The sequence below is a fragment of the Paludibacillus litoralis genome (assembly GCF_037646705.1).
Classification (GTDB): Bacteria; Pseudomonadota; Alphaproteobacteria; order Rhodobacterales; family Rhodobacteraceae; genus Pikeienuella; species Pikeienuella litoralis.
In genome coordinates, this window is the sequence record NZ_JBBHER010000002.1 from 54,781 (window position 1) to 79,398 (window position 24,618).

Annotated in this window: 25 protein-coding genes; 7 read left to right on the forward strand and 18 right to left on the reverse strand. The window is 67.0% G+C overall.

All coding sequences use genetic code 11. The annotated features are described in order from the left end of the window. The first annotated feature begins 305 nt into the window (after nucleotides 1-305). On the forward strand, nucleotides 306-1,289 hold the full coding sequence (locus WG921_RS01350) for a LysR substrate-binding domain-containing protein (protein WP_340107381.1): 984 nt from the start codon (nucleotides 306-308) through the stop codon (nucleotides 1,287-1,289). On the opposite strand, the gene WG921_RS01355 is transcribed toward WG921_RS01350, so the two are convergent. The 5 genes from WG921_RS01355 to WG921_RS01375 form a co-directional block, all read right to left on the reverse strand. Further along, nucleotides 1,263-2,543: a TRAP transporter large permease gene (locus tag WG921_RS01355; protein WP_340107383.1), complete on the reverse strand. Its 1,281-nt coding sequence runs from the start codon at nucleotides 2,541-2,543 to the stop codon at nucleotides 1,263-1,265. The two genes, WG921_RS01350 and WG921_RS01355, sit on opposite strands and share 27 nt — an antisense overlap. Next, nucleotides 2,540-3,064 (reverse strand): TRAP transporter small permease, encoded by a 525-nt coding sequence (locus tag WG921_RS01360; RefSeq protein ID WP_340107385.1) that lies wholly within the window; start codon nucleotides 3,062-3,064, stop codon nucleotides 2,540-2,542. The genes WG921_RS01355 and WG921_RS01360 overlap by 4 nt, the downstream gene beginning before the upstream one ends. 80 nt (nucleotides 3,065-3,144) lie before the next feature. After that, nucleotides 3,145-4,137, reverse strand: a complete 993-nt coding sequence (locus tag WG921_RS01365) for a TRAP transporter substrate-binding protein (protein WP_340107386.1) — start codon at nucleotides 4,135-4,137, stop codon at nucleotides 3,145-3,147. Nucleotides 4,138-4,191: 54 nt separating this feature from the next. Beyond that, nucleotides 4,192-5,541 carry an NAD(P)H-dependent oxidoreductase gene (locus tag WG921_RS01370; RefSeq protein WP_340107387.1) on the reverse strand — a complete coding sequence of 450 codons (1,350 nt, stop codon included), beginning with the start codon at nucleotides 5,539-5,541 and terminating at the stop codon, nucleotides 4,192-4,194. 226 nt (nucleotides 5,542-5,767) lie between these two features. Continuing rightward, nucleotides 5,768-6,526, reverse strand: a complete 759-nt coding sequence (locus tag WG921_RS01375) for a GntR family transcriptional regulator (protein ID WP_340107388.1) — start codon at nucleotides 6,524-6,526, stop codon at nucleotides 5,768-5,770. Between the two features lie 455 nt (nucleotides 6,527-6,981). Here WG921_RS01375 and dctP point away from each other — a divergent pair, with 455 nt between their 5' ends. The 5 genes from dctP (at nucleotide 6,982) to WG921_RS01400 (ending at nucleotide 12,371) form a co-directional block, all read left to right on the forward strand. Beyond that, a complete protein-coding gene (gene dctP, locus WG921_RS01380) occupies nucleotides 6,982-7,983 on the forward strand; it encodes a TRAP transporter substrate-binding protein DctP (RefSeq protein ID WP_340107390.1) in 1,002 nt (333 codons plus the stop codon). Nucleotides 7,984-8,033: 50 nt separating this feature from the next. Next, entirely contained in the window at nucleotides 8,034-8,510 is a 477-nt protein-coding gene (locus tag WG921_RS01385) for a TRAP transporter small permease (protein ID WP_340107392.1), read from the forward strand. 1 nt (nucleotide 8,511) lies between these two features. Then, entirely contained in the window at nucleotides 8,512-9,813 is a 1,302-nt protein-coding gene (locus WG921_RS01390; protein ID WP_340107393.1) for a TRAP transporter large permease, read from the forward strand. A 4-nt stretch (nucleotides 9,814-9,817) separates the two neighbouring features. Then, a complete protein-coding gene (locus tag WG921_RS01395; protein ID WP_340107394.1) occupies nucleotides 9,818-10,585 on the forward strand; it encodes an alpha/beta fold hydrolase in 768 nt (255 codons plus the stop codon). Nucleotides 10,586-10,940: 355 nt separating this feature from the next. After that, entirely contained in the window at nucleotides 10,941-12,371 is a 1,431-nt protein-coding gene (locus WG921_RS01400; RefSeq protein ID WP_340107395.1) for a dihydrolipoyl dehydrogenase, read from the forward strand. Between the two features lie 106 nt (nucleotides 12,372-12,477). On the opposite strand, the gene WG921_RS01405 is transcribed toward WG921_RS01400, so the two are convergent. From WG921_RS01405 to WG921_RS01465, 13 genes are all read right to left on the reverse strand, one after another. Further along, nucleotides 12,478-13,071: a TetR/AcrR family transcriptional regulator gene (locus WG921_RS01405; RefSeq protein ID WP_340107396.1), complete on the reverse strand. Its 594-nt coding sequence runs from the start codon at nucleotides 13,069-13,071 to the stop codon at nucleotides 12,478-12,480. A 4-nt stretch (nucleotides 13,072-13,075) separates the two neighbouring features. Next, the gene (locus WG921_RS01410) at nucleotides 13,076-13,723 is read right to left on the reverse strand and encodes a DsbA family oxidoreductase (protein WP_340107397.1); all 648 of its coding nucleotides are present in this window, start codon (nucleotides 13,721-13,723) and stop codon (nucleotides 13,076-13,078) included. 283 nt (nucleotides 13,724-14,006) lie between these two features. Continuing rightward, nucleotides 14,007-14,570, reverse strand: a complete 564-nt coding sequence (locus WG921_RS01415) for a carboxymuconolactone decarboxylase family protein (RefSeq protein ID WP_340107398.1) — start codon at nucleotides 14,568-14,570, stop codon at nucleotides 14,007-14,009. Nucleotides 14,571-14,823: 253 nt separating this feature from the next. Further along, nucleotides 14,824-15,519: an ABC transporter ATP-binding protein gene (locus tag WG921_RS01420; RefSeq protein WP_340107399.1), complete on the reverse strand. Its 696-nt coding sequence runs from the start codon at nucleotides 15,517-15,519 to the stop codon at nucleotides 14,824-14,826. Then, nucleotides 15,519-16,232, reverse strand: coding sequence for an ABC transporter ATP-binding protein (locus WG921_RS01425; protein WP_340107400.1), 714 nt, complete (start codon nucleotides 16,230-16,232; stop codon nucleotides 15,519-15,521). Before WG921_RS01425 ends, WG921_RS01420 begins: the two co-directional genes overlap by 1 nt. Then, complete coding sequence (locus WG921_RS01430) at nucleotides 16,229-17,173, reverse strand: branched-chain amino acid ABC transporter permease (RefSeq protein WP_340107401.1); 945 nt, start codon at nucleotides 17,171-17,173, stop codon at nucleotides 16,229-16,231. The genes WG921_RS01425 and WG921_RS01430 overlap by 4 nt, the downstream gene beginning before the upstream one ends. Beyond that, complete coding sequence (locus WG921_RS01435; RefSeq protein WP_340107403.1) at nucleotides 17,170-18,051, reverse strand: branched-chain amino acid ABC transporter permease; 882 nt, start codon at nucleotides 18,049-18,051, stop codon at nucleotides 17,170-17,172. Before WG921_RS01435 ends, WG921_RS01430 begins: the two co-directional genes overlap by 4 nt. An 80-nt stretch (nucleotides 18,052-18,131) precedes the next feature. Then, a complete protein-coding gene (locus WG921_RS01440; protein ID WP_340107404.1) occupies nucleotides 18,132-19,427 on the reverse strand; it encodes an ABC transporter substrate-binding protein in 1,296 nt (431 codons plus the stop codon). 202 nt (nucleotides 19,428-19,629) lie between these two features. Further along, a complete protein-coding gene (gene bfr / locus WG921_RS01445; RefSeq protein WP_340107405.1) occupies nucleotides 19,630-20,118 on the reverse strand; it encodes a bacterioferritin in 489 nt (162 codons plus the stop codon). Then, the gene (locus WG921_RS01450) at nucleotides 20,115-20,360 is read right to left on the reverse strand and encodes a (2Fe-2S)-binding protein (RefSeq protein WP_340107406.1); all 246 of its coding nucleotides are present in this window, start codon (nucleotides 20,358-20,360) and stop codon (nucleotides 20,115-20,117) included. Before WG921_RS01450 ends, bfr begins: the two co-directional genes overlap by 4 nt. A 182-nt stretch (nucleotides 20,361-20,542) precedes the next feature. After that, entirely contained in the window at nucleotides 20,543-21,331 is a 789-nt protein-coding gene (locus WG921_RS01455; RefSeq protein ID WP_340107407.1) for an iron chelate uptake ABC transporter family permease subunit, read from the reverse strand. Then, entirely contained in the window at nucleotides 21,321-22,100 is a 780-nt protein-coding gene (locus tag WG921_RS01460) for a metal ABC transporter ATP-binding protein (protein ID WP_340107997.1), read from the reverse strand. Before WG921_RS01460 ends, WG921_RS01455 begins: the two co-directional genes overlap by 11 nt. Continuing rightward, on the reverse strand, nucleotides 22,076-22,573 hold the full coding sequence (locus WG921_RS01465) for a Fur family transcriptional regulator (protein ID WP_340107408.1): 498 nt from the start codon (nucleotides 22,571-22,573) through the stop codon (nucleotides 22,076-22,078). The genes WG921_RS01460 and WG921_RS01465 overlap by 25 nt, the downstream gene beginning before the upstream one ends. A gap of 192 nt (nucleotides 22,574-22,765) precedes the next feature. On the opposite strand from WG921_RS01465, the gene WG921_RS01470 reads away from it, so the two are divergent. Further along, entirely contained in the window at nucleotides 22,766-24,403 is a 1,638-nt protein-coding gene (locus WG921_RS01470; RefSeq protein WP_340107409.1) for a WS/DGAT/MGAT family O-acyltransferase, read from the forward strand. Nucleotides 24,404-24,618: the final 215 nt, after the last annotated feature.

Consider the following 24,618-nt stretch of genomic DNA (forward strand, 5'->3'; position numbering starts at 1 on the left):
ATGGACGCGCCGTCCATGCCCCTTCCGTTCCCTCTTTCGAAGCATGGTTTTGCGGCGGGCGAGGGCCTCTGACCAGAACCGGCCTCGCACGCGAGATTCCCGACAGGTCCGAACCATCGGCCGAAACCTCAACCGCATGCGCCTTTATCGCGAGCGTCACGGTTGCGGGCCGCCGGTTTGTTCCTGCACGCGCCAGAACCCGCGACGAAGCGCTGGACGTCCATTCGCCTGACACGCAGAATGCAGATCCTGGCACGCAGATGTTGCGATGACTGATTGAGGGCGCCACCAAACCAACGGTCCTGATGAAGCGAACACAGTTTCCGAGCATCCCGCCGCTGAAGGCGCTCGCCGCGTTTGAAGCGGCCGCGCGCAACATGAGCTTCGCGAAGGCGGCGGCGGAGCTGAACGTGACGCCATCGGCGATCAGCCAGCAGATCATGCTCCTTGAGAAATATCTGGCCATTCGCCTGTTCCGGCGGCTCAACCGGCGTGTGCTGCTGACTGAAGCCGGCGAGCTTTATCATGCCGCCATTTCGCCCGCCTTCGCCAGAATTTCCGAAGCCACGGCGCGGATCGCGACCGACCTTCAGCCTCAGATCATCATGGTGCGCTCCGCGCCAAGCTTCGCGACCAACTGGCTCCTGCCGCGCCTCCCGGAATTCATGGCCGCGAATTCGGATCTCGACGTGCGGCTGGACGCTTCCAACGAAACCACCGATTTCGTGCGCGAGGCGGTCGATATCGAGATACGTTTCGGCAAACCGGAGACTGCGTCGCTCCATATCGAGCCGCTCTCGACGGAACGGATCACGCCGCTCGCCTCCCCGCTTCTCGCCCGACAGCTCGGAATTTTGCACCCCAAGGATCTCGCGAGCGGCGTGACGCTGATCCACTCTGTCAAATGCCCCATCTCCTGGGAGACGTGGTTCGAAACCCACGGCGTCAAATACCCGCCATTGTTGCGGGGGCCGCGTTTCGACCGCTCCCACATGTCCATCGAAGCGGCGCGCATGGGCATGGGCGTCGCGTTGGAGGGCCAGATCCTCGCGCAGGAGGCGTTGAAGCGCCGGGAGCTGGTTTCCCCCGTTGCGGGCGCGAAGGTCTTTCTTCGAACCATGTACTGGCTCGTCTGCCCTCCAGCCAATCTCAAGAGCGACAAGACCAGCCGCTTTCGCGCGTGGATTCTCAACCATCCCGAAGTCAGCGACAGTCCCGGCGCGGTGCTGGCGCTGGCGGATCGCCCGATGGGCGCGGGCCCATCAGGACACGAGGTTGGGGAGGAATAGCACGAGAGCGGGAAAGACGGTGATCAGCAGAAGGACCCCGACGCCCAATGCGAAGAAGGGCAACACTTCCCTGAACACCTTTTCGATCCTGACCTCGGCGAACTGCCCCGCGATATAGAGGCAAATTCCCACGGGCGGCGTGAGCAAGCCCAGCATCAGATTGAACACGACGACAATGCCCAGATGCGTCAGATCGATGCCATGAGTGGAAGCGATCGGCACGAGGATCGGGACGAAAATGGTCAGCGCCGCGATCGCCTCCAGGAAAACGCCGACGATGAGCAGAAAGACATTGATCACCAGCAGCATCATGAGCGGATCTTCGGTGATCCAGAGCAGCGCCTGCCCCAGGATTTTCGGAAAGCCGCTGATCGCCAGCAGCCAGCCGAAAAGGCCGGCCATGGAGACGATGATCATCACCGCGGCGGATTCTAGCGCGCTGCGCTGCAGAACTTCCGGAATGTCGCGGAGCTTCAGCTCCCGATAACAGACGAGACCGACGAAAAGCGCGTAGAGCACGGCGACCGCCGCGCTTTCGGTCACCGTAAAGACGCCGCCGATCACGCCCGCCACGATGATGACCGGCATCACCATCGCCAGGCTCGCCGAAAGCAAGCGCCGCGCAAACTCCCGCAGGGTGACGGCGCCATGGGCGGGATAGCCCCGACGCTTCGATATCCACCAGCAAAGCGCCATCAGACCGAACCCGAGCATGAACCCGGGCGCGACACCGGCGAGAAAGAGCGCGCCGACCGAAACGCCCCCGCCCGCGATCAACGCGTAGAGGACGAGGGGGATGCTGGGCGGAATGATCGGCCCGCAGATCGACGAAGCCGCGGTCACCGCCGCGCTGAAAGCGCCGCCATACCCTTCCTTCTTCATCGCGGGGATCAACGTGCTGCCGAGCGCCGTGGTGTCCGCGACGGCGGAGCCCGAGACGCCGCCGAAGAACAGGCTCGCCACGACATTGCCGAGGCTGAGCCCGCCTGTGAACCGCCCCACGATGGCGTTCGCGAGATCGATCATGCGCTGGGTCATGCCCCCGCGGTTCATCAGGTTGCCGGCCAGTATGAAGAACGGGACGGCGAGCAGGGAAAACGCGTCGGCGCCGATCAGGGCCCGCTGCGGCACCAGAACCAGAGGAAAGACGCCATGATCGAGTATGCCCAGTATCGCCGCCAGGCCCATCGCGAAGGCGAGCGGCACGCCAAGAGCGAGCAAGACGAAGAAACCGCCGACAAGAAACGCAATCATGCCGAATCCTCTCTCGCGCCTGGGCGGCGGGCCCGTTCCAGGCCGATCGCGGCCCGCTCGAGCCAGAAGAGGATCATCAGGGCGGCCGAGACGGGCGCCGCGAAATAATGGGTGCTTGGAGAGACGTCGAGCGCGCCATAGGTCTGGCCGAGATTCGAGATCGACAGCTTGGCGCCGTAGATCAGGAGCACCAGGAAAAGCCCCAGCATCATGGTCTCGTTCGCCGCCCGCACGATGGCCGCGAGCCGCCTTGGCATGAGGTCGAGAAAGAAGTCGATCGCGATATGCGCGCCCCGCCGATAGAGCACGGCGGCGCCGAGAAAGGTGATCCAGACGAAAAGAATGCGGCTGACCTGCTCGGTCCAGGCGAGCGAGTCATTTTCGATATAGCGGCTCCAGATCGCGAGCAGCATGATGAACACGATCCCTGCGAGAAGCAGGCCGACAAGGAGAGCTACGGCTTTCTCGACAAGGTCGAGCGCACGGACCGGCGCTGACCGCGACTTTTGTGCGGAGGTCATCGGCGTCATCCCGTAAGGGGGCGAAGCGGAAGGCCCCGGCGGCGCAGTCACGCCGCCGGGGTCCTCGCGCCGCACCGGGTTCAGTCGATCGCCCGGATCTTTTCAAGCCATTCCTGGATGTGCGGGAAGTCCGCTTCGAGCCCTTCGACGCTCTTGCGGAACGCGGCCTTGTCAACCTCGGTCACGACGACGCCGGCGTCCTTCACTTTCTGAAGCAGGGCCTCGCTGTCGGCCTTCAGCCGCTTGCGGAACTCCAGCTCGGTCTCGGTCGCGGCCTGTGTGACCGCCGCCTGCAACTCCGGCGTAAGCGCCTGCCAGGCGGCTTCGCCGACCACGATGACATTGTCCTGCATCATGTGCTCGGTGAGGTTGAGATGGGTGTTCACCTCAAAGAAGCCGCTGTTGAAGGTCAGGGAGACCGGGTTGTCCTGTCCGTCGATCACGCCGGCGCGGAGCGCCTGGTACACCTCGGGAAAGGGCAGCGGGGTCGGAGAGGCGCCGAAGCGCTCGAAGGTCTTGAGCCAGAGCTGGGTTTCGGGAACCCTGACCTTCATGCCCTCCATGTCGGCGGGGGTTTTCACCACCTTGTTCGCGCTCAGCATGCGCGGGCCGCGCGGCACCGCAACCAGCGGCCGGAGGCCGGCCTCCCGGCCGACCGTGTCGGCGTATTCGGCCTTCACCGTGTCCCAGACCCGGTCCTTGTGGTCCACGTCGTTGAAGAGATAGGGGAAAATCCAGATCTCGGCCGGCTTGTACCAGCCCGAGAGCAGCGCCTGCCCCGGAGTCGCGACCTGAATGCCCTGCTGGAGGATCGTCTCCACCAGATCACGGTCGCCGCCGAGCGCGGCGCCGTGATGGACCTCCATGACGATCGCCCCGTCCGTCAGAGCCTCGACGCGCTCCGCGAAATAGTCGGTCGAGAGAGCGATCGGATCATTCGGCGGCGTCGCCGTTCCTGCAATCCAGGTGTGCTGCTGCGCCGACGCCTCAAGCGCCGTCAGCGACAGCAGCGATGCGACGCCGACTCCAGCGATCCATTCACGCCGATTGAAGCCTGTTCCGTTGATTTTCATGTTTTCCTCCCAGTTCCGATTCCGGATTTCCTGTTCAACCCGCCGTCAGGCGCTTCAGCGCGCCTTCGGCCCGAATGTCCGCTCCATCTCTCGGCGCGTCGTGACGGCGACGTCAGCCTCATCCACGACGACATCCGCCCAGGTCACTGTCTCTCCCGCCTTCTTGGCGTTCTTCAGCTTGACGTCGGCGGCGAGGCCCAGCGGCAGGGCGCCGATCTCCAGCGAGGCTTCCGCCGGCATCTGTTTGCCCCAGACGCAATAGCCGCCCTCGCCGTCCAGCATCTCGCCAGCCGCAAGGTCGCGCTTCGCCGTGGCGACGCAGTCCGAGCGGAATCCGTCCGGCGCGCCCGTCGCTTCGCCGCGGAGCGCGATTGAAGCGATGGATATCCCCAGCTCCAGCCCGATCAGATGGGTCGGGCGGTACTGCGCCGAGAAGCGGAAACTGCTGTCGGGCAGGAAGTTGAACTCCTCGTTGCAGTTGCGGACATACTCCGTCTCCGCTTCGACGACGACATAGGTGCCGATCTGCAGATGATGCTCGACGGGAGAGCCGTCGCGATGGAGCGACGAGACGACTTCCGTCGTTCCCATATGGCTCAGCGTTCCGCCCTCCTGCTTCGGCTTGCAGATCTCGGCGAGTTCGTAACAAGAGGCCGGCGAGAAATTGAGCCCGTTCGGCTGCGGCGTCAGGCCCGTCGCGTTGCAGACGGCGGTCATCTCGATGCCCGATTTGGTGCCGTCGATGAAGGAATTGTACATCTTGGGGTTCATGCCCCCGCGCTCGGCGATTTCGGGGGCGAGGCCGAAATTGTCCCACACCGTGTCGGGCGTCGACTGGTGGAATTTGGGCAGATAGCGCGTGCCCTTGCCGGCGCTGACGACGCGGAAGCCGCATGCGCGCGCCCAATCGACCTGCTCGCAGATGATCGACGGCTGGTCGCCATAGGCGAGGCTGTATATGACCCCGGCGTCGCGCGCCTTCTTCGCCAAAAGCGGGCCTGCGACGGCGTCCGCCTCCACATTCACCATCACGATATGCTTGCCGGAGCCGATCGTCTTCAGGCAATGCGCGATCCCCGCCGCGGGGTTTCCTGTCGCCTCGACGATGATGTCGACGCCATCGGTCTCGATCAGCGCGGCGGAGTCGTCGGTGATCCAGGTCGACTGCGCCGCCATGGCGTCGGCGGCGTTGGCTGCGCGGTATTGCGCATCTGGCCAGCCGGTCCGGCGGCAGGTCTCACGCGCCCGCTCCACATTCAGATCGGCGATGCCGACCACATGCATGCCCTTCGTCAGGCGGGCCTGCGCGAGGAACATCGCGCCGAATTTCCCGGCCCCGATGACGCCGACCCGGATCGGCCGGCCCTCCTCATCACGGCGGTGCAGCATCTTGCTGAGATTCATGTTCTCGTTTCCTCCAGAGCGATGACGTCGATGCGCCTCCCTCCGGAGGATATCGGAACAGGCCTCAGGACTTAATGGATCAAATTTTCAGCCTCAGATTAGCTATGCTAAGCAATGTCGATCTTCGGCGATCTCGCCCCGATTCGGCGGGCGGATTCAGGTCGTTGCGCGCTCCATGCCGGCCGATGATCTGTCGGCGAATGCGCCCGGATTTTTGGCTGCGCCTCTAGGCGACATGGTCCCAGAGCTCCAGACTGCGCCCGTTGGGCGGCAGGTGGAAGCGCTGGAAGTAGAGCGGCACGTCGCGGAAGCTATGGGCGCGGTTCGACCACAGCAGGCCGGCGGTGCCCGGCTCGACCCCGATCAGCGCGCAGGCCCGCGCCGGGATCGCGGCGAAGTCGATCCGTTGCGAGATACGAAGCGCCGGCGCATTGAAGCGCGTGGCGAGCAGATGGGTGAAAGCGACGCCGTCCAGCGCCTGCGGCGTGTAGTCCAGGAACATCGCGAAGCGGCTCGCAGGCAGATAGAACTCGCCAAAGGCGGAGAATTCCCGGTTCACGCTGACCAGCCGCGTAATGCGCACGAAATCCTTTTCATCACGGAAAAAGTCGCACCACGGGCCCGCCTCGCCGGTGCGCTCGACGGACAGCACCTTGGGATACACCGGCAACTGGCGGCCGGCGTCGTCGACAAAGCGGAAATAGCGGATTTCAGCGGCGTTGACCGCAGGCGCGGCGACATAGGTGCCGTCGCCGTGCCGGCGCACCAGCAGGCCATCCTCGGCCAAGAGCCGCAGCGCCTTCTGCACGGTGCCGAGACTGACCGGCATGCGCTGGGCGAACTCGGCTTCCGGAGGCAGCCGGTCGCCCGCCTTCCAGCGGCCAAGCTCGATAAACCGCAGGATCTGGTCATAGAGCAGCCGGTATTTCGGCCCAGCGCCGCGAACGCCGTTCGCCATGGCGAGGGAGTGCGAGATTTCATCCAAGGATTTGATTGGCACGAACCGCCTCCCAGTTGCCAGCGACGACGAAAATTCTAGACGGGGAAACGCCGCACTGCTACAGTCCTATATAGTTCAAAATGCGCTGGAGGGAAACATGGACGTCATGGTCAAGCCGCTGTGCGCCCCGCGGGGGCTCTGGCGCGCCTTACCCGCATCCAAAGTCGGGGCCTCGGCGACCATGGTGATGGGGGCCGGGCGCGGCGCCATCCGCCGCCGCGCCTGCTTCGTCGCCGGCGCGCGCCAGCGATAATGACCTGCATGCGCTTGAAGGGCCGCACGCCATTCTCAGGCGCGGCGCGGACGGGCGTATCCGCCCCCCGCGAACGCGAGAGGGCGGGCTTGATCCTCATGGAGATTCGGCTGCGCTGACTGCATGTCGCGCCTGAATGTTTCGGCCGAACACGAATACCGCAACAACAAGCAACCGGGAGACTGCAATGAAGACAATGCGCACCACCTTGAGCGCGGCGCTGATGGCCTTCGGCGCCGCAGCGGCGACAACGGCCGCGAACGCGACGGAGCTGCATCTCGGCACTTACGTGACCACCGCCGATATCCGCTACAAGGGACTGGAGAAATTCGCCGACCTGGTGAAGCAGAAGACGGACGGGCGGGTCACGTTCAAGCTGTTCCCGTCCAGCACGCTGGCGCCGCTGCCCAAGGCCTGGGACGCCGTGACCGCCGGCCTGGCCGACGCCGCGGCGACGCCCCTCGTCGACGCTCGGGTGTCCTGCTACAGGAAGGTGTTTTTCGCGCCAACTCCGATCGACTACAGCAAGCACGTCGAATTCGACAGAAAGCTGATGGCGCTTATCGGCAAGCAGTTCGAGGAAGCCGGCGCGGTGGTGCTGATGTCCTCGAACTTCTCCTATGATCAGGAATGGTTCTTCCGTGAACCAATCGAGAAGCTCGACCAACTCGAAGAGCGCCTGGTTCGCTCGGTCAGCCCGATCGTGACCAGGACGATCGAGCTGTGGGGCGGCTCGCCGGTGTTCATTCCGCCGGCCGAAACCTATCAGGCCGCCGAGCGCGGCGTCGTCGACAGCATCAATATGGGCGTGGCGACATCCTCGTCGCTCGGCCTCTTCGAAGTGCTGCCGTATATGGTGAACGCCGACCTCTACTACGGCAACACCGTCTACACCATGAACAAGGACCGCTTCGACGAGCTCTCGCCGGAGGATCAGAAGGCGGTTCTGGCGGCGGCCAGCGAGGCCGAGGAATGGACATCTCCGCGCTATACCGACTGGATCGACCGCAAGGTCGGCGACGCGGTGATGAACGGCGGCCTGAACGCCCGTTCCGTCAGCAAGGACGACCGCGCCCGCATGGTGGCGCAGCTTCAGGACGGCTGGTGGGACGAGGTCAAGCAGGATGAGAATTGCGGGCCCGAGCTCGGCGCCGAGGTCGAAGCCTTGTTCAAGGCCTACGCATTTTGAGACTGACGGCTGACGACGGCGGCGGCGCGCGTCAAGGCGGCGTGGGGCGGATGCGTCGTGGTTTCGCATGGGCGGCGGACGGGCTCGCCTGGTTCGGCGCCGCCTTGATGGCGGTCGTGACCTTGTGGATCAGTTACGGCGTCGTGGCGCGCTATGCGTTCCGCGCGCCCGACGCGCTGGTCACCGAGGCCACGGCGCTGCTGCTGGTGCCGATTGCGTTTCTCGGGCTCGCCCATGCATTCAAAAGCGACGCGTTGCCGCGGGTCACGCTGCTGCTCGACGTGCTGCCGGGGCCGGTGAAGCGGGCCCTGGATATCTTCAACCTGATGCTGATGGCGGCGATCGGCGTCTTCTTCGCCACCGTCGCGGTCAAAGCCGTCTCGCGCACATGGCGCAACGGTTCGGTCTCCAACGTGATCGAGTGGCCCGAATTCTGGTTGTGGATCCCGGTCGCGCTGGCGTTCGTCGTCTTCATAGGTCTTGCGATGATCCGTCTTGCCGAGAATTTCCTCGGCGGGGAGCGTTGAGATGGAGTGGTACGAGGCGCTCGCCGGCATTCTGGCGCTGTTGCTTGTGCTCGTCGCCATCGGCCTTCCGCTGCCCTTCGCGCTGGCCGGCGCCGCGATCCCGTTCTTCTGGCATGTCCAGGATCTGCGCCGGGCCCTGATGGGCGCGGAGTTCATGATCTGGCAGACCTGGTTCAACTACATCCTGCTGGCGGTGCCGCTGTTCGTCTTCCTGGGGGAGCTGGTCGGCCGCTCGAATATCGGCACGGCGCTCTACCGCGCGATGCATCGCGGGGTCCGCATGCCGGGATCGGCGGCCATCGGCAGCGTCGGCGCCTGCGCCGGTTTCGGCGCCGTCTGCGGCTCAAGCATGATCGGGGCGCTCACCATCGGCGGGGTCGCGCTGCCGGAGATGCTGCGGCTCGGCTATGACCGGCGCCTGGCCGCCGGCGTCGTCGCGGCCGGCGGCACGCTCAGCGTGCTGCTTCCGCCCAGCCTTATCCTGCTTTACTTCGGCATCATCACCGACACCTCGATCGGCCAGCTTTTCGTCGCCGGCGTCGCGCCGGGCCTGGTGATGACCCTGCTCTTCGCGCTGGTGGTGTTCGGCTGGCGCCTGTTCGACCCGGCCGGCGTGCCCGCGCGCGCCGACGGGCAGCGCTTCGATTGGCGCGATCTTGTGGTCGGCGTGTCGCCGGTTCTCATCATCGGCTTCGTCATCATCGCCTCGATCTACTTCGGCGTCGCCACGCCCACCGAAGCGGCCGCCGTCGCGGTGGTGTTCACCTTGCTGCTCGCCTTCGCGTTCGGCGGCCTCACCGTCGCGGCTCTCGGCCAGGCGCTGCTGGCGACCATGCGCACCATGGGCTTTCTGGGGTTGATGCTGGCGGGGGCGCTGCTGTTCGGCTACGTGCTGAATTTCTATGGCGTGCCGCAGGAGTTGGCCGCCGCGCTGACCGCGACGGCGTTGCCGCCGACCGTGCTGATTTGCCTGATCATTCTCTTTTATCTGGTGATCGGCATGTTCCTTGAGCCGACCTCGATGCTGTTCATCACCTTGCCGACGGTGTTCCCCATCGTGCAGGCGCTCGGCTTCGATCTGGTTTGGTTCGGCATCGTCTTCACCATCACCATGGAGATCGCGGTGTTGACGCCTCCGGTCGGGCTCAACCTGTTCGTCATCCAGGGGCTGGCCCCCGACAAGGTGTCGATCACCGATGTCATCGTCGGCAGCCTGCCCTTCGTCGCGATGCTGGCGGTGATGATCGTATTGCTGTTCCTGTTCCCCAACCTGGCGCTCTGGCTGCCAAACGTACTGAGGTGAAACGATGATCAACTACGTCCGACGCGGGCAAGGGCCGACGCTGGTTCTGGTGCATGGCTTTCTCGGCGGCAGCTGCCTCTGGCGGCCGGCGATAGCGCATTTCGCCCGCTTCTTTGACACGATCGCCGTCGATCTGCCGGGTTTCGGGGCCAGCGCCGCGGCGCCTGCGCCGGGCGCGCCGCGCGACTTCAGCGCAGCCGTGTTCGAACAGCTGGACGCGCTTGGAGTCGAGCGCTTCCATCTTGTCGGCAGCTCGATAGGCGGCTTCATCGTGCAGGAGATGGCGCTGGCGCAACCGGACCGCGTTGAGCGTCTGGTGATCTATGGCAGCTCCGCCTTCATCGACACCGCCGCGCGCTTCGAGACCGTCGAAGAGTCGGTGGCGCGCTTCCGCCGGGACGGGCTGGCCGCGACGGCGACGCGCATCGCCGAAACCTGGTTCGTCGAGGGAGCGGACACCCCGTATTTTCACCTCTGCCGCGAAGCATTGACGAATGTCGAGGTGGAGAAGGCGGCCGCGACGCTCGCCGCCTGCAGCGATTGGGACATTCGCGCGCGCCTGGCCGAGATCACGATGCCGACTTTGGTCATCGCCGGCGAGCGTGATCGATCCTTTTCGCTGGAGCAGTTCGTCGGCTTGCGCCGCGGCCTGCCGGACGCGCAACTGGCCATTCTGCCGGACTGTGCGCATATCGCGCATCTGGAGCGGCCCGCGTTGTTCAACCAGGTCGTCACCGAGTTTCTGCTGGGGTCGCCGCGCCGCGCGGAGTGAGCCCGCCCTTGATTGCGGTTGCGGCCTCTCCGGCCTCAACCGCACGGAAACGGGCGATGCGGCCCGCGCCGATCCATCCATCCTTCTGACTGGATCTGACGCGGCTCAGGCGACTCTTCGCGCGTCTCCGCCAGCAGGCCACGGCTGACGAAGAGGCGCCGAGCGCGAAGAGACGCGCGTGACCCGCAAGGAGCGAAACGGAAAAACCTGACGGAACAGCTTGATTTCAGCGCCCGCAGTCACAGAGTCTCTTCGACAGCAGAGAAGGGCGAAACGCGCATGACACTCGACGGAAAGAACCGCGCCATCGCCGGCGGCGCCGGCGCGCATGGGCGGTTGGCGGATGGCGTGAGCCATGCGTGAGGTTGATGTCGCCGTCATCGGCGCAGGCACCGCCGGCATGGGGGCCTATCACGCGGCGCGCAAGCACACCGACCGGGTCGTCCTGATCGAGGGCGGGCCCTATGGCACCACCTGCGCCCGTGTGGGCTGCATGCCCTCGAAACTGTTGATCGCGGCGGCCGAAGCGGCCGAGGCGGTGCGCGAAGCCGCCGGTTTCGGCGTCCACGCCGGCGCGCCGCGCGTCGACGGGGCCGAGGTGATGAACCGGGTCCGGCGGGAGCGCGACCGCTTCGTCGGCTTCGTGATCGAGACGGTGGAGGGGTTCGATCCCTCCCAGCGCCTGAAGGGCGGCGCGCGGTTCGAGGATCCGCATACCCTGCGGCTCGACACTGGCGAGACCGTGCGCGCCCGGCGCATCGTCGTCGCCACCGGGTCGGTCCCGGTCCGGCCGTCTGTCTTCGACGCGGTCGGCGACAGGCTCATCGTCAATGACGACGTGTTCGACTGGACCGACCTGCCTGAATCGGTTGCGGTCTTCGGCGCCGGCTCGATCGGGCTGGAGCTCGCGCTGGCGCTCGCGCGGCTGGGCGTGCGGGTCAGGCTTTTCGGCCGCGGCGGCGGCGTCGGCCCGCTTCGCGATCCCGCGGTGCGCGCCGCCGCCGCCGCCGTCATCGGGGCCGCCCTGCCGTTCCTTCCAGACGCCGACGTGCGGGAGATCACGCGCGAGGGCGACAGGGTGGTGGTGCGGTTCGATGAAGGCGGCGTCACACATGAAGAGCGCTTCGACTGGCTTCTGGCCGCGACGGGCAGGGCGCCGGCGCTCGACGGGCTCAACCTCGCGGCCTCCGGCCTCCGGCTCGATGACCGCGGCGCGCCGGAGGTCGATCCGCTGACCATGCAGGCGGAGGGCGGCCATATCTTCTTCGCGGGCGATGTCGCCGCCCGCATCCCGCTGCTGCACGAAGCCGCCGACGACGGCCGCATCGCGGGCGCCAACGCCGGGCGCTTTCCCGATGTGACGCCCCATCGCCGCCGCACGCCTCTGGGGATCGTCTTCACCGATCCCAACATCGCCACGGTGGGCGCGTCCTTCGCGGACCTCTGCGAAGGCGCGCGGGGCTTCGCCATCGGCGAGGTGGATTTCGTCGATCAGGGCCGCGCGCGCGTGCTGCGCCGGAACCGCGGCCTGCTGCGCATCTATGGCGAGCGCGCCACCGGCCGCCTGCTCGGCGCGGAGATGATCGCGCCGGGGGGCGAGCATCTGGCGCATCTGCTGGCCTGGGCGATACAGGCCGGGATGGACGTGGATACGGCGCTGGAGATGCCCTTTTATCACCCGGTGATCGAGGAGGGGCTGCGCACGGCCCTGCGCGACCTGAGCGTGAATCTCGGCCGCCGGGGCGGACACCCGCCGCGCAGCATCGACTGCGGGCCAGGCGCCTGACGCGGGCCGGGACCGGCCACGGGCCCATGACCGGGATGAAACGCTGCGCCAACGGCGCCGACAGCCCGCTTGATGCGCTGAAAGCCCGGCGCCCGAGGCGGCCGCGTCAGGGTGCGAGCGCTTCAACCTCGCGCGCCATGTCCTCGGCCAGATCCTCAAGGTCGGCCTGTCCCGCGCCTTGGTGAAGCTCCAACCGCAGGGCGGTGAGGTTCGCCTGGTAGCGGCGCGCATGCCGGTCGGGGTCGGCGTTCGGAGGAAGTTCGCCGCGCGCCTTCGCCGCCTCGAACGCTCCGGCGATCTCAGCCCGCATGGCGCGCAGATACGCGCGAGAGCGTTCCGCGATCGCCGGGTCGGTCGACCGTGTGTCGATCATCGTCTTGGTCAGCATGCAGGCCTTTCGCGCCGCGTCATCGCCGGATAGGCGGGCGTAGGAGCGCAGATGATCCGCCAGTCCCTGCAACGGCGACGCCGCCTGCGCCACCTGTTTGCGGAACCGCCGACGCGAGTTCGTGAAATACCTCTCGAGCGCGAGAAGATAGAGGTTTTCCTTGCTTTTGAACGCGGCGTAGATGCTGCCCGGCTTCATGCGCAGCGCCGATTCCAGCTCCTTGAGCGATGTCGCGTGGTACCCCTTGTCCCAGAACAGGGACATGGCCGCGTCGAGCGCCGCGTCACGGTCATAGGGGGCGGCGCGGGGCATGTGGTCAGGCCTCCTGCTTTGCGAGCTGGCGCAGGATGCTGGTGTAATTCTCCACGCCCTGGGCGCCCGTGACCAGATGCTTGCGATCGAAGATTACGGCCGGAACGCCCTGAATCCCCTGACGCAGCCAGAATTTCTCCTGTTCCCGCACCGCGTCCGCAAAGCGCCGATCCTCAAGCACGGCCAGCGCTTCGTCCCGGTCCAGCCCGATTTCGCCCGCGACATCCGCCAGCACGGCGATGTCCGACAGATCGCGCCGGTTGGTGAAATGGGCCGTGAACAGGGCCATCTTCAGATCGTGTTTGCGGCCCTCTTGGTCCGCCCAATGCAGCAGCTGGTGGGCGGCGAAAGTGTTGTGCATCCGCATGGCGTCCGAAAAGCGGAAATCGAAGCCCAGATCGGCGCCGAGCGCCGTCATCTGCGCGCGGCTTTGGGCGGATTGTTCGGGGGTGGAGCCATATTTCTCGACGATATGCTCACGCATGTTCTGCCCCTCGGGGGGCATCTCCGGATTCAATTCGAACGGGTGCCAATGAACCTCATGCGGGGCGCCGGTCTCCTCCAGCGCCTGGGCGAGCTGGCGGTAGCCTATGATGCACCAGGGGCACATCACGTCCGATACGATGTCGATGCGAAGCGGTTGGGGCGTCATGTCGTTTTCCTTTCAGGACTGGCTTTCCCATGAAACCACAGTCGAAGATCGCAGATGTCGAACGCAAACGAGAATGGCCCGACGGCAAGGGGCGGCGTCAAGAGCGGTCTCTGGCTCCCGGCGCGAACGAAGCTCGGCGAGGGGTGGCGCAGGACCATCCGGGCCGGTCTCCAAATCGCGATGGAGGATCGAAGGGGCGCCGGGGTCCCGGCGCGCGGGGCGTGTCAGGCGCCCTTTTCCGCACGCCGGGGCGCGCGGCCCCCGCTGGGGGCCGCGGTCCGGATCAGGCGGCCTTGTCGGTCCGCGACCAGGAAAACTTCTCGAACACCTTGTCCACCGGCGTGTTCGCCAGATGGTTGGTGTAGTTGGACATGATCTTCTGAGCGTATCCCAGGATCACTTCGAGAATATTGCGTTTGGTGAAGCCCGCGTCGAGGAAGGCCTGCACATCCTCATCGGACACGACGCCGCGATCACGGACCAGCTTCAGCGTGAAGGTGCGGAGCGCTTCGAGCCGAGCATTCGGCAGCGGGGTCTCATTGCGCAACGCGTCCGTGATCGCGTCGTCCACCTTCATCATCTTGGCGATGCCGGTGTGGGCGGGAACGCAGTAATGGCATTCGTTTTCAACGTTGATGGTCTGCCACACGACGGTCAGCTCGTCCTTGTCGAAGCTGGAGTTGACGAACAGTTCGTGCGTCCGCTGGTAGGCCTCCAGCAAGCCGGGCGCCTCGGCCATCACGGCGTGCAGTCCCGGCAGGCGGCCATTGGCGGCCATGGATTTGGCGATCAGCGGCTTGGAGGCTTCAGGGGCGGATTCTTCGGTGTGAATGGTGAACTCGGTCATGGGTCTCTCCTGAGAATGAGGGGTGTTGGCGTGAGTGGCGGCGTGGGGCGCCGCGAGAAGGCGGCGCCGATTCAGGCTGGGATCGGGCGATCACAGCCGCCGGGACGATTCATGTTGCGTCACCTTCATCATGCTCGCCCGGCGCGGTCCCGAACGCTGTAGACGGCATATGGTGCATTTGAGCGATTGCTCAAGTCTCAAATTGAATGATCACTCAAACGTGAGGGTCGGACGCTCGGCCGCCGGCCGCGCCTCAGATGCCGAGCCGCGCTTCCAGAAGGCTCCGGTCGGCGCGGAGGGCGTCGCCGCTCACCATCTCGCGGTTGCGGCCATTCTCGATGAAGGCGGCCCGGTCGGCGAGCGCGAGGATGGTGTCGATCCGCTGCTCGACGAGGATGATGGCGACGCCGGCGGCCTTCAGCTTCAGCGTGACCTCGCGCATCAGATCGACCATCGAGGGTTGCAGCCCTTCGGTCGGCTCGTCGAGGAGGAGCACGCGGGGCTCGAGGCAGAGCGCGCGCGCAGTGGCGAGCATCTGTTGCTCGCCGCCCGAGAGGGTGTCCGCGCGCTGATCCAGCCGCTCGCGGAGGCGGGGAAAGAGCGCCAGCGCGCGCGCGCGCGCCTCGGGCCCGGAGCCGCGCGCCATCAGGCCGATCTCGATGTTCTCGGCGACGGTCATCTCCGCGAAAAGCCGGCGGCCCTGCGGCACATAGCCGATGCGCCGGCGCGGGATCTCATGCGGGGGGAGGCCCTGAATCTCCGCCCCGTCGAGCGTGATCCGCCCGGCGCGCGCGGGGATCAGGCCCATGATCGCCTTCATCGCCGTGGTCTTGCCGGCGCCGTTCCGGCCGAGAAGGCAGAGGATCTCGCCCGGGCGCGCCTCCAGATCGAGGCCGAAGAGGATGTTGAGATCGCCGTAGCCGGCGTCGAGATTTTCGACCCTGAGCATCAGCCGGCCCCGAGATAGGCGCGTTGGACCGCGGCGCTCGCGCGGATCTCCGCCGGCGGCCCCTCGGCCAGAACCGCGCCGGCGTCCATCACGGTGATCCGGTCCGCGGTCTCCATCACCACGTCCATGTTGTGCTCGATCAGAAGGATGGCGACGGCGCCTTTGAGCCCACGCACCAGCGCCTTGAAGCGCATGATTTCGCTCTCCGCGAGGCCCTGCGTCGGTTCGTCGAGGATCAGGAGCCGCGGCGCCTGCGCGAGGCCCATGGCGATCTCGAGAAGCCGCTGATGCCCGTAGGAAAGCGCCCCGGCGCGCGCCTCGCTCCGCTCGTCCAGCCCGACGCGCGCCAGCGCCGCCTCCACTTCGCGCGCGAGGGCGGCCGCGTCGTCGCCGAGCCGGGGGCGGGCGGCGAGGGCGACATTCTCGAAAATGGAGAGCCGCGCGAAGATCGAGGTGATCTGGAACGTATAGGCCATGCCGAGCCGGATCCGCCGATGGGCGGGCAGGGCGGTGATGTCGGCGCCGTCAAGGCGCACCCGCCCGGCGTCGGCTGGAATCCGCCCGGATATCAGCCCGACGAGGGTGGATTTTCCCGCGCCGTTCGGCCCGATCAGCGCCCGGATCTCCCCCGCCTGAAGCGTGAAGTCGACGGCGTTCACCGCCGTCAGCCCGCCGAAGCGGCGGGTGAGCCCGGTCGTCTCCAGAAGGCTCATGGCAGCCAGCCCCAGAACCGGCGGCGAAGCTCCCCGGCGAGGCCCTGCGGGGCGAAAAGCGTCAGGAGCACGAGCGCGGCTCCGGCGATCAGCATATGAGCGGTGGTGAGGCTGGAGGAGAGGTCGATCAGGTAGAACATCAGCCCGACGCCGAGCAGCGGCCCGATCAGCGTGCCGGCGCCGCCAAGAAGCACCCAGAGCAGGGGCAGGATGGAGTACTGGACGGCGGCGAAGCTCGCCCCCGCATAGCCGAAAAGCAACGCATAGGCGGCGCCGGCCGCGCCCGAGAGGCCGCCGGAGATGACGATCGCCCAGAGCTTCAGCCGCTTCACATCGTAGCCGAGCATCCGCGCGCGCTCCTCGTTCTCGCGGATCGCGACCAGCGCGCGCCCGAACGGCGCCTGCGTCAGTTTCGAGAGCAGGGCGAAGGCGGCGGCGAAGATCACGAGCGCCGCGAAATAGCGGTTGGCGCCGTTCGAGAGATCGACCCCGGCGAGCTGTCGCGCCGCCTGCGGGATCACGAATCCCTCATCGCCCTGGGTCCAGTCGCTGAACAGCAGGATGGTGAGATAGCCCGCCTGCGCGAACATCAGCGTGACGATCATGAAGGCGACGCCGCTGGTGCGAAGCGCGAGGAACCCGATGACGGCGGAGGTCGCGAGCGCGGCGATCAGCCCGGCGAGAAAGGCGGGCGCGGGCGGGGCGCCGAGATGCGTCATCGTCAGCCCGAGCCCGTACATGCCGGCGGCGAAGAAGAGCGCGTGCCCGAGGCTGAGCAGCCCCGTGTAGCCGAAGAGGACATTGTAGCCCATCGCATAGACCGCGAGGACCATGATCCGGGCGAGGTTGCCGGAATGGTAGTCCGGCAGGAGAAAGGGCGCCGCCGCCAGCAGGACGAGAAGCGCGCCATGAAGGAGCGCGGCTTTCGCCCCGCCGCTCACGCCGAGGGCTTTCCGAACAGACCTTGCGGGCGGAAGACCAGCGTGAACGCGACCAGAAGCGTCGCGATGATCTTCGCCAGCGTCGGGGAGAAGAAGACCGAGATGATCCCGTCGGACATGCCGATCAGGAGGGCGGCGAGCATCGTGCCGGGGATCGAGCCGAGCCCGCCGATGATCACGACGATGAAGGCGAGAAGGAGCGGGTCGCCGCCCATCAGGTAATGCGCCTGCTGGATCGGCGCGACCAGAACCGCCGCCAGCGCCGCCAGCCCGGCGCCGAGCCCGAAGGTGAGCGCATAGACCCTGCCGACATTCACGCCGAAGGCGCGGGCCATCTCGGCGTCGAGCTGGCTGGCGCGAAGGAGCAGGCCGACCTTAGTGCGCGTCATCGCGAGCCAGACGCCCGCCAGCACCACGACCGCGGCGCCGATGACGAAGAATTTGTAGCTGGAATAGCCGAACCACGGGAAATAGATCCGGTGGCTGAACGGCGCCGCCACCGGGCGCGCGTCCGGCCCGTAGGTCATCAGGACGGTCTGCTGGATGATGTAGAGGAGCCCGATGGTGGCGACGATCGTCGCCTCCGGGTCGTAGTTCAGCCTTTGCAGCACCAGCCGATCCGCCAGCGCGGCGACGCCGGCGACGATCAGCGGCGCCGCGATCAGCGCCGCGACGAAGCCCCAGGCCGGCGCGCCGCCGATCCGGTCTCCGATCCACCAGGCGACGACGGCGCCGAGCATGAAGAATTCGCCATGCGCGACGTTCACCACCCGCATCACCCCGAAGACGAGGCTGAGCCCGACCGCGATCAGCGCGAGCACGGCCGCGGCGACCGCGCCCTCGAGCGTGGCGAGCAGAAGATAGGGCCCGAGATCCATGTGGCGCGTTCACTCTTCGTCGGATTGGCGCCGCGCCGGCCCGCCCGCGGGCGGGTCCGAAAGCGCGGCGCCGCGGCGGCTCAGAAGCTCATCTTGGCGTAATCGACCTCGTCGGGATAGAGGGTGTCCTCGATGCCGGCCGTGTGTTTCACCACCAGCTTGCCGCCCTCGACCCTGGAGATGTACTGGGGGCCGAACACCTGATGGGTCCGGCCGTTGAAGAGCTTCGGGCCTTGCGGATAATCGTCCGAATGCGGCCATTCGGTCATCGCCTCCACGGCCTCGATCAGCGCGATGCGATCCTCCGGCCCCTTGTAGCCCGCAGCCTCCATCCCCGCCTTGATCACGTTCAGGGTCTCCCAGCAGCCGAACATGTGGCCGTAGGTCGAGATGTCCGAGGGGTCCGTGACCGAAGCGCCGTTGGCGTCGACGCCGACGGCGGCGCGGTACAGCGCGTCATGGCTGGTCTGGTTCGCCTGCGCGTAGCGCGGATATCCCTCCCAGAAATGACTGTTCTCGAGGAATTCGAGACCGGGCGTCGCGAGATCGACGGCTTCGAGGCTGTCGATGAAGCCGAAGAGCGCCGGCGCGTTCGGCCCGTAGAACTCCCCCAGCTCCCGCACGAAGGTCAGGACGGACGGGCCGACCATGACGTGGTAGATCACCTCGGTCTCGCGGGGGATCTTCGGAAAGTAGCGGGTGAAGGAGGTCTCGGTCGGCGGGATCGCGATCTTCGCGATCACCTCGCCGCCGGCGGCTTCGACCGAGGGCGGGAAGAAGTCGCGGTGATCGTAGCCGAAGCCGTAATCGGGATAGATCATGGTGATCTTCTTGCCGAGATTCCCGACGACGAACGGCCCCATCGCCTGAACCTGGCTCTTCACGTCGGTGATGCCGGGCTGAAGGGTCCAGCGATTGGTCTTTCCGGCGGCGACGTGATGGCCTTCCGAGACGACGAAATAGGGGATCTTCAGCTCCGCCGCGCGCGGCGCCGAGCCGACGACGACATGGCTGAAGAGCGTGCCGTAGGCGATGTCGCAGCGGTGCTGGGTGGCGAATTTCTCCACCACTTCGGCGCCGCGTTTCGGGTCGGTGCCGTCATCCTCCGCGATGATCTCGACCATGCGCCCGTTGATCCCGCCCATGGCGTTGATCCGCTTCATCGCGGCCTCGGTCGTCCGGTCGTACCAGTGGCCGTAAGAGGCGCCGATGCCGGTGCGATGAACCTGGAAGCCGATTCTGATCGGCTCGGCGCTTTCGGCGCCCGCCGGCCCGATGAGGCGTGGCAGCGCGGCCGCAAGCCCGGCGCCGGCGCCGATGGTCTTCAGCGCTCCGCGCCGGGTTGGCGTCAGGCGTGATCCGATCGATTTTTCCATGTAGATCTCCTGTTTCGGTCGGGCGCCCCCTCCGATCGCGCGAAAAAACAACGTGTCGCCGCCGCGCTGGCGCCGACCTCTTTTCGGAATGGTGAAGAGCGACGATCCGGGCGCGCGCGGCGCAGTGCGGCGGAAGAGGCTGTATCAATATCAGCGCCGGTCGGGGGAGATGCGGCGCCCCCGCCCGGCGTAGGGGCCGGCGTCAGTCCTCCGCTTCGTCGGCGGAGTTCGCGTTGAGCTGGGCGTATCTCTCCTCACCGATCTTGCTCATGAGGTCGAGCTGCGTTTCAAGATAGTCGATATGGCCTTCCTCGTCCGCCATCAACTCCTCGAAGAGCGCCTTCGAGACGTAATCGCCGACCTTCTCGCAATGCTCGCGGGCCTCCTTGTAGAGCGCGCGCGCCTCCTGTTCGGCGGCGAGGTCGCATTCCAGCGTCTCCTTCACCGTCTCGCCGATTCGGAGCGGATCGAGCGATTGAAGATTCGGGTGGCCTTCGAGAAAGATGATCCGATCCATCAGCTTGTCGGCGTGATGCATCTCTTCGACGCTCTCCTCGCGCGATTTCTTCGCCAGCTTGCCGACGCCCCAGTCGGCCTGAAGCCGATAGTGAAGCCAGTACTGGTTGATCGCGGTCAACTCGCTGCGAAGCGCGCGGTTGAGATATTCGATGGCTTTCGCGTCGCCTTTCATAGGCCTTCTCCTGCTGTCTTGCCTCTGCGCAGGCCGCGCAGTTCTTCCGGCAGGTCCGAACCGAGTTCGGAGCGCATGTTTGCCACGAAAAGGCGGATACAGCCACCACATTCTGGGCGTCTTCCGAGCGCGCGGTAGACCTTGCCCGGAGTGATGATCGCGGTGGGATCGGCGGCGCGCATCCATGAGATGGCGGCGCTGATGTCTTTCGAGGTGATTCCCGTGCAGGAGCAGACGATCATGACGCTCCCCCCGCCGTTGGCGGCTCCAGGTTGCTCCGGTCTGGCATCCCGTCATTCCTTCTCAGCGCCGGTTCTCGTGTCGGGGCCAGAGGGGCCCGGATCATGGGGGTGGCCAAAGCCTTAGCGAAACACTCGGGCATGTCAACCGCATGTCTCGGCGAGTCGCCGAAGCCGGCCGCGCGTCACCGCCGCCCGAAGGGGAAGAGCGTCGAGCCGAGAAAGAGAACCGTGGCGGCGACGACGATGGTCGGGCCGGTCGGCGTGTCGAGGACCCAGGACGCGCGAAGCCCGCCGGCGACGGCGACCGCCCCGATCAGCGCCGCCGTCGCCGCCATCGCTTCCGGCCCGCGGGCGTAGCGGCGCGCGGCGGCGGCGGGGATGATCAGCATCGCGGTGATCAGCAGCGCGCCGACCACCTTCAGCGCCGCCGCGACGACGAGCGCGAGCGCGAGCGTGAGGATCAGCCGCTCCCGCCGCGGATCGACGCCGGAGGCGCAGGCGAGCTCCTCGTTGATCGTCGCGGTCAGAAGCGCCGACCAGCGCCAGTAGAGCAACCCGAGAACCAGCGCGGCGCCGGCCCAGATCAGCGCGAGATCGAGCCGCCCGACCGCCAGGATCTCCCCGAACAGATACGCGTCGATGTCGATGGTCCGGTCCGAGGTCAGCGCCATCGCCACCAGCCCGATGGCGAGCGCGGCGTGCGCGGCGACGCCGAGCAGCGTGTCCACCGCCAGCCCGCGCCCCGACAGCGACGAGATCGCCATCGCCATGGCGAAAGCCGCGAGCAGGACGCCGAAGGTGATCGAAAACGAGAACGCGAGGCTGAGCGCGACGCCGAGAATGGCGGCGTGCGCGGTCGCGTCGCCGAAATACGCCATCCGCCGCCAGACCACGAAACAGCCGAGCGGCCCCGCCGCGAGCGCGACCCCGAGCCCGGCGAGCCCGGCGCGGACCATGAAATCATCCAGCATCGGCCGCCCCCGGGCGCTCATGTTCGTGCGCATGATCGTGGTCATGCTGATAGAGGGCGAGCGCGCCGCCGGTGCCGTAGCCGAACAGCGCGCGGTATTCGGGCGCGGAGGAGACGACGCTCGGCGCGCCTTCGCAGCAGATATGGCCGTTGAGGCAGATCACCCGGTCGGAGGCGCTCATCACCACGTGAAGATCATGGCTGACCATCAGGACGGCGGCGCCGGTGCGCGCGCGGACCGATTCGATCAGGCGGTAGAAGTCGGCCGCGCCGGGCTGGTCCAGCCCTTGCGTCGGCTCGTCGAGGATCAGGAGATCGGGCGTCGCCGTCAGCGCCCGCGCCAGCAGAACGCGCTGCGTCTGCCCGCCGGAGAGCCCCGCCATCTGCCGCCCGGCGAGATGGGCGACGCCGGTCTCCGCCAGCGCGGCCATGGCGGCCGCGTCGTCGCCGAGCCGGGCCGGAAGGTCGAGAAACCGGCGGACCGTGATAGGCATCGTCGGGTCGATATGGAGGCGCTGGGGCGCATAGCCGATGCGCAGCGCCGGCGCGCGCCGGACGTTCCCCGAGTCGGGGCGCGCCGCGCCGACGAGCACGCGCAGGAACGTCGACTTGCCGGAGCCGTTCGGCCCGACGATGGTCACGATCTCGCCTCGGGCGATGGCGAAATCGATCCCGTCGAGCACGCGCCGCCCGCCGAGCGCGACGCTGACGTCGGCCGCCTCGATCAGCGCCTCCGCGGCCGGAATCATCGAGGAGGCGCCGTCTGGCATGTCGGGCAAAGCCCCTCCGCCTCGACCACCGTCCTTTCGATCTCGAAGCCGAGCTCGCGCGCGTTCCGCCCGAGCGCGGTTTGCGCCGGGCGCGCTTCGGTCTCCGCCACCGCGCGGCATTTCCGGCAGATCATGAAGGCGGGAGCGTGGCCTTCGCCGGGGCGCATGCAGGCGACGAAGGCGTTCAGCCGCTCGATCCGGTGGGCGAATCCGTTGGCGACCAGAAAATCCAGCGCGCGGTATGCGACCGGCGGCTGCGCGCCGAACCCTTCCGCGTCCAGCCGCCTCAGAAGGTCGTAGGCGCCGAGCGCGACGTGGCTTTCGAGCAGAATCTCCAGCGCGCGCCGCCGGACCGGAGTGAAGTTCGCGCCGGTCGCCGCCGCGGCGGCTCCGGCCTCCGCGAGCGCGCGGCGCACGCAGGCGGCGTGATCATGCGCCTGCATCGCCGGAGAGTCGGAGTCTCGCGCGGTCATCGGGTCCTGAAAGCCTCCGGGGGCGGTGAAGAGAATGTGATGTGATTACATGATCGCGGCGGGGATAGAGCCGATCGCGCCGGCTGTCAATCGACCCGGCGAAAAGCCGCCCGCCGATCACGGCATTGTTTGCCAAGACGCGCGAAATCGCGGAGACTGCATGCGGAGTTCGTTCAGGGGAGCGCGGTGGCGATGAATCGGCTTTCGGGAATCGATGCTTCCTTCCTTTATCTGGAGACGCCGGAGACGCCGATGCATATCGGCCTGCTGGCGCTCTTCGACCCGCCGGAGGGGCTTTCCGGCTCGTTCCACGCGCATTTCAAGCAGTTCTTCGCGGGGCGGGTTCATCTGATCCCGATCTTCGGCCGGAAGCTGGCGGCGCCGATCTTCGCGCTGGATCATCCCGGCTGGGTCGATGCGGGCGAGCTCGATCTCGATTGGCATATCGAGGCGCGGCGCGTCCCGGCGCCCGGCGGGCGGGCGGAGCTGGAGGCGCTGGTCGGCGCGCTTCACTCGGAGCCGCTGGATCGCAGCCGGCCGCTCTGGCGGTTCACGGTGATCGAGGGGCTGGCCTCGGGCCAGGTCGCGCTCTACTCGAAGGCGCATCACGCCGCGATCGACGATGGCGCCGGCACGGCGGTCGCCGACGCGCTTTTCGATCTGACGGCGACGCCGCGCGCCGCGCCGCCGCCCGAGCCGAAGCCGGCGCCGCGCCGGCTGAGCCCGGCGGAGCGCGCGCTCCTCGGGTTTCAGGATATGGCGGGGACGCTCTTTCGCCAGCAGCTCAATCTGATGACCGCGGCGCCGATGGCGGCGGGGCGCATCGCGGACCTGTTGGCGCCCGCGTTTTCCGGCGAGGGGGCGGCGGCGGCGGTCCCGGCGCCGAAGACGCCGTTCGGCGGCGCCATCGGCCAGGCGCGCTCCTACGCCGCGCGGTCGGTCTCGCTGCCGGAGGCGAAGGCGGTCGCGGAGGCGTCGAAGGTGAAGCTCAACGATGTCGCGATGGCGGTCTCGTCCGGGGCGCTGAGGCGGTATCTGAGCGAGATGGACCAGTTGTCCGAACAGTCTCTGGTCGCGTTCGCGCCGGTGGCGATGCGGGAGGTCGGGGCCGCAGGGCTCAGCAGCCAGGCGTTCGGAATGACCTGCGCGCTCGCCACCGAGTGCGACGATCCGGTGGAGCGGCTGATGAGAATTCACGCCGGCGCCCGCGTCTCGAAGATGATGGCGGGCGGGGTGAAGGAGATCCCGCCCTCGGCCTACACCGTGTTCGGGCCGCCGATGCTGCTGCCGGGGCTGATGCAGTTGTATCACCGGACCGGGCTGGCGCAGTTCATGCCGGATCTGGCGAATGTGGTGGTCTCCAACACCGCCGGGCCGCCGGCGCCGCTCTATTGCGCCGGAGCGAAGGCGACGGCCCTTTATCCGGTGTCGGTCCCGATGCACGGGGTCGGGCTGAACATCACCGCGCAGAGTTATTGCGATTCTCTGGCGTTCGGCGTGACGGCGGATCGGGCGTCGGTTCCGGATGCGGGGCGGCTCGGCGACTGTCTGGTCATGGCCTTCGAGGAGCTTCGGGCCGCAGTTCTGGGCGCGCGCAAGCGCCCGGCGGCGCCTCGCCGGATCGCGCGCCCCGCCCCGCCCCCGCCCCGGCGCGCGAAGCCCGTGGCTGAACCGGCCGCGTCGAGCCCCGAGAAGACGAAGCGGAAGAAAGCGCCGACGGAGAAACCCGCCGCCAAGGCCCCGGCGAAGCCCCGCGCCGGCGCGAGCCGGAGGCCCGCCGCGCCCCGGCGTCCGCGGAAGCGCCCGCCGAAACCGGATGACGGGAGCTGAACGCCGGGTTTCGTCGGCTTCGATTATGTTGCAGTGCAGCATAATTATTGCGAATCCTGACGGCCGATCCAGAGAGAAAAGGCCGGATCGGTCAATTATCCCTCATTAGTACATTGATATATAACGATAAAGAGTTACGCGAGCTGTGCGCGAAAAGTTATGTTGCAAGTGCGAACAGATTGCCTATATATGCGGTGTCCCGGGTCGATGAGCGA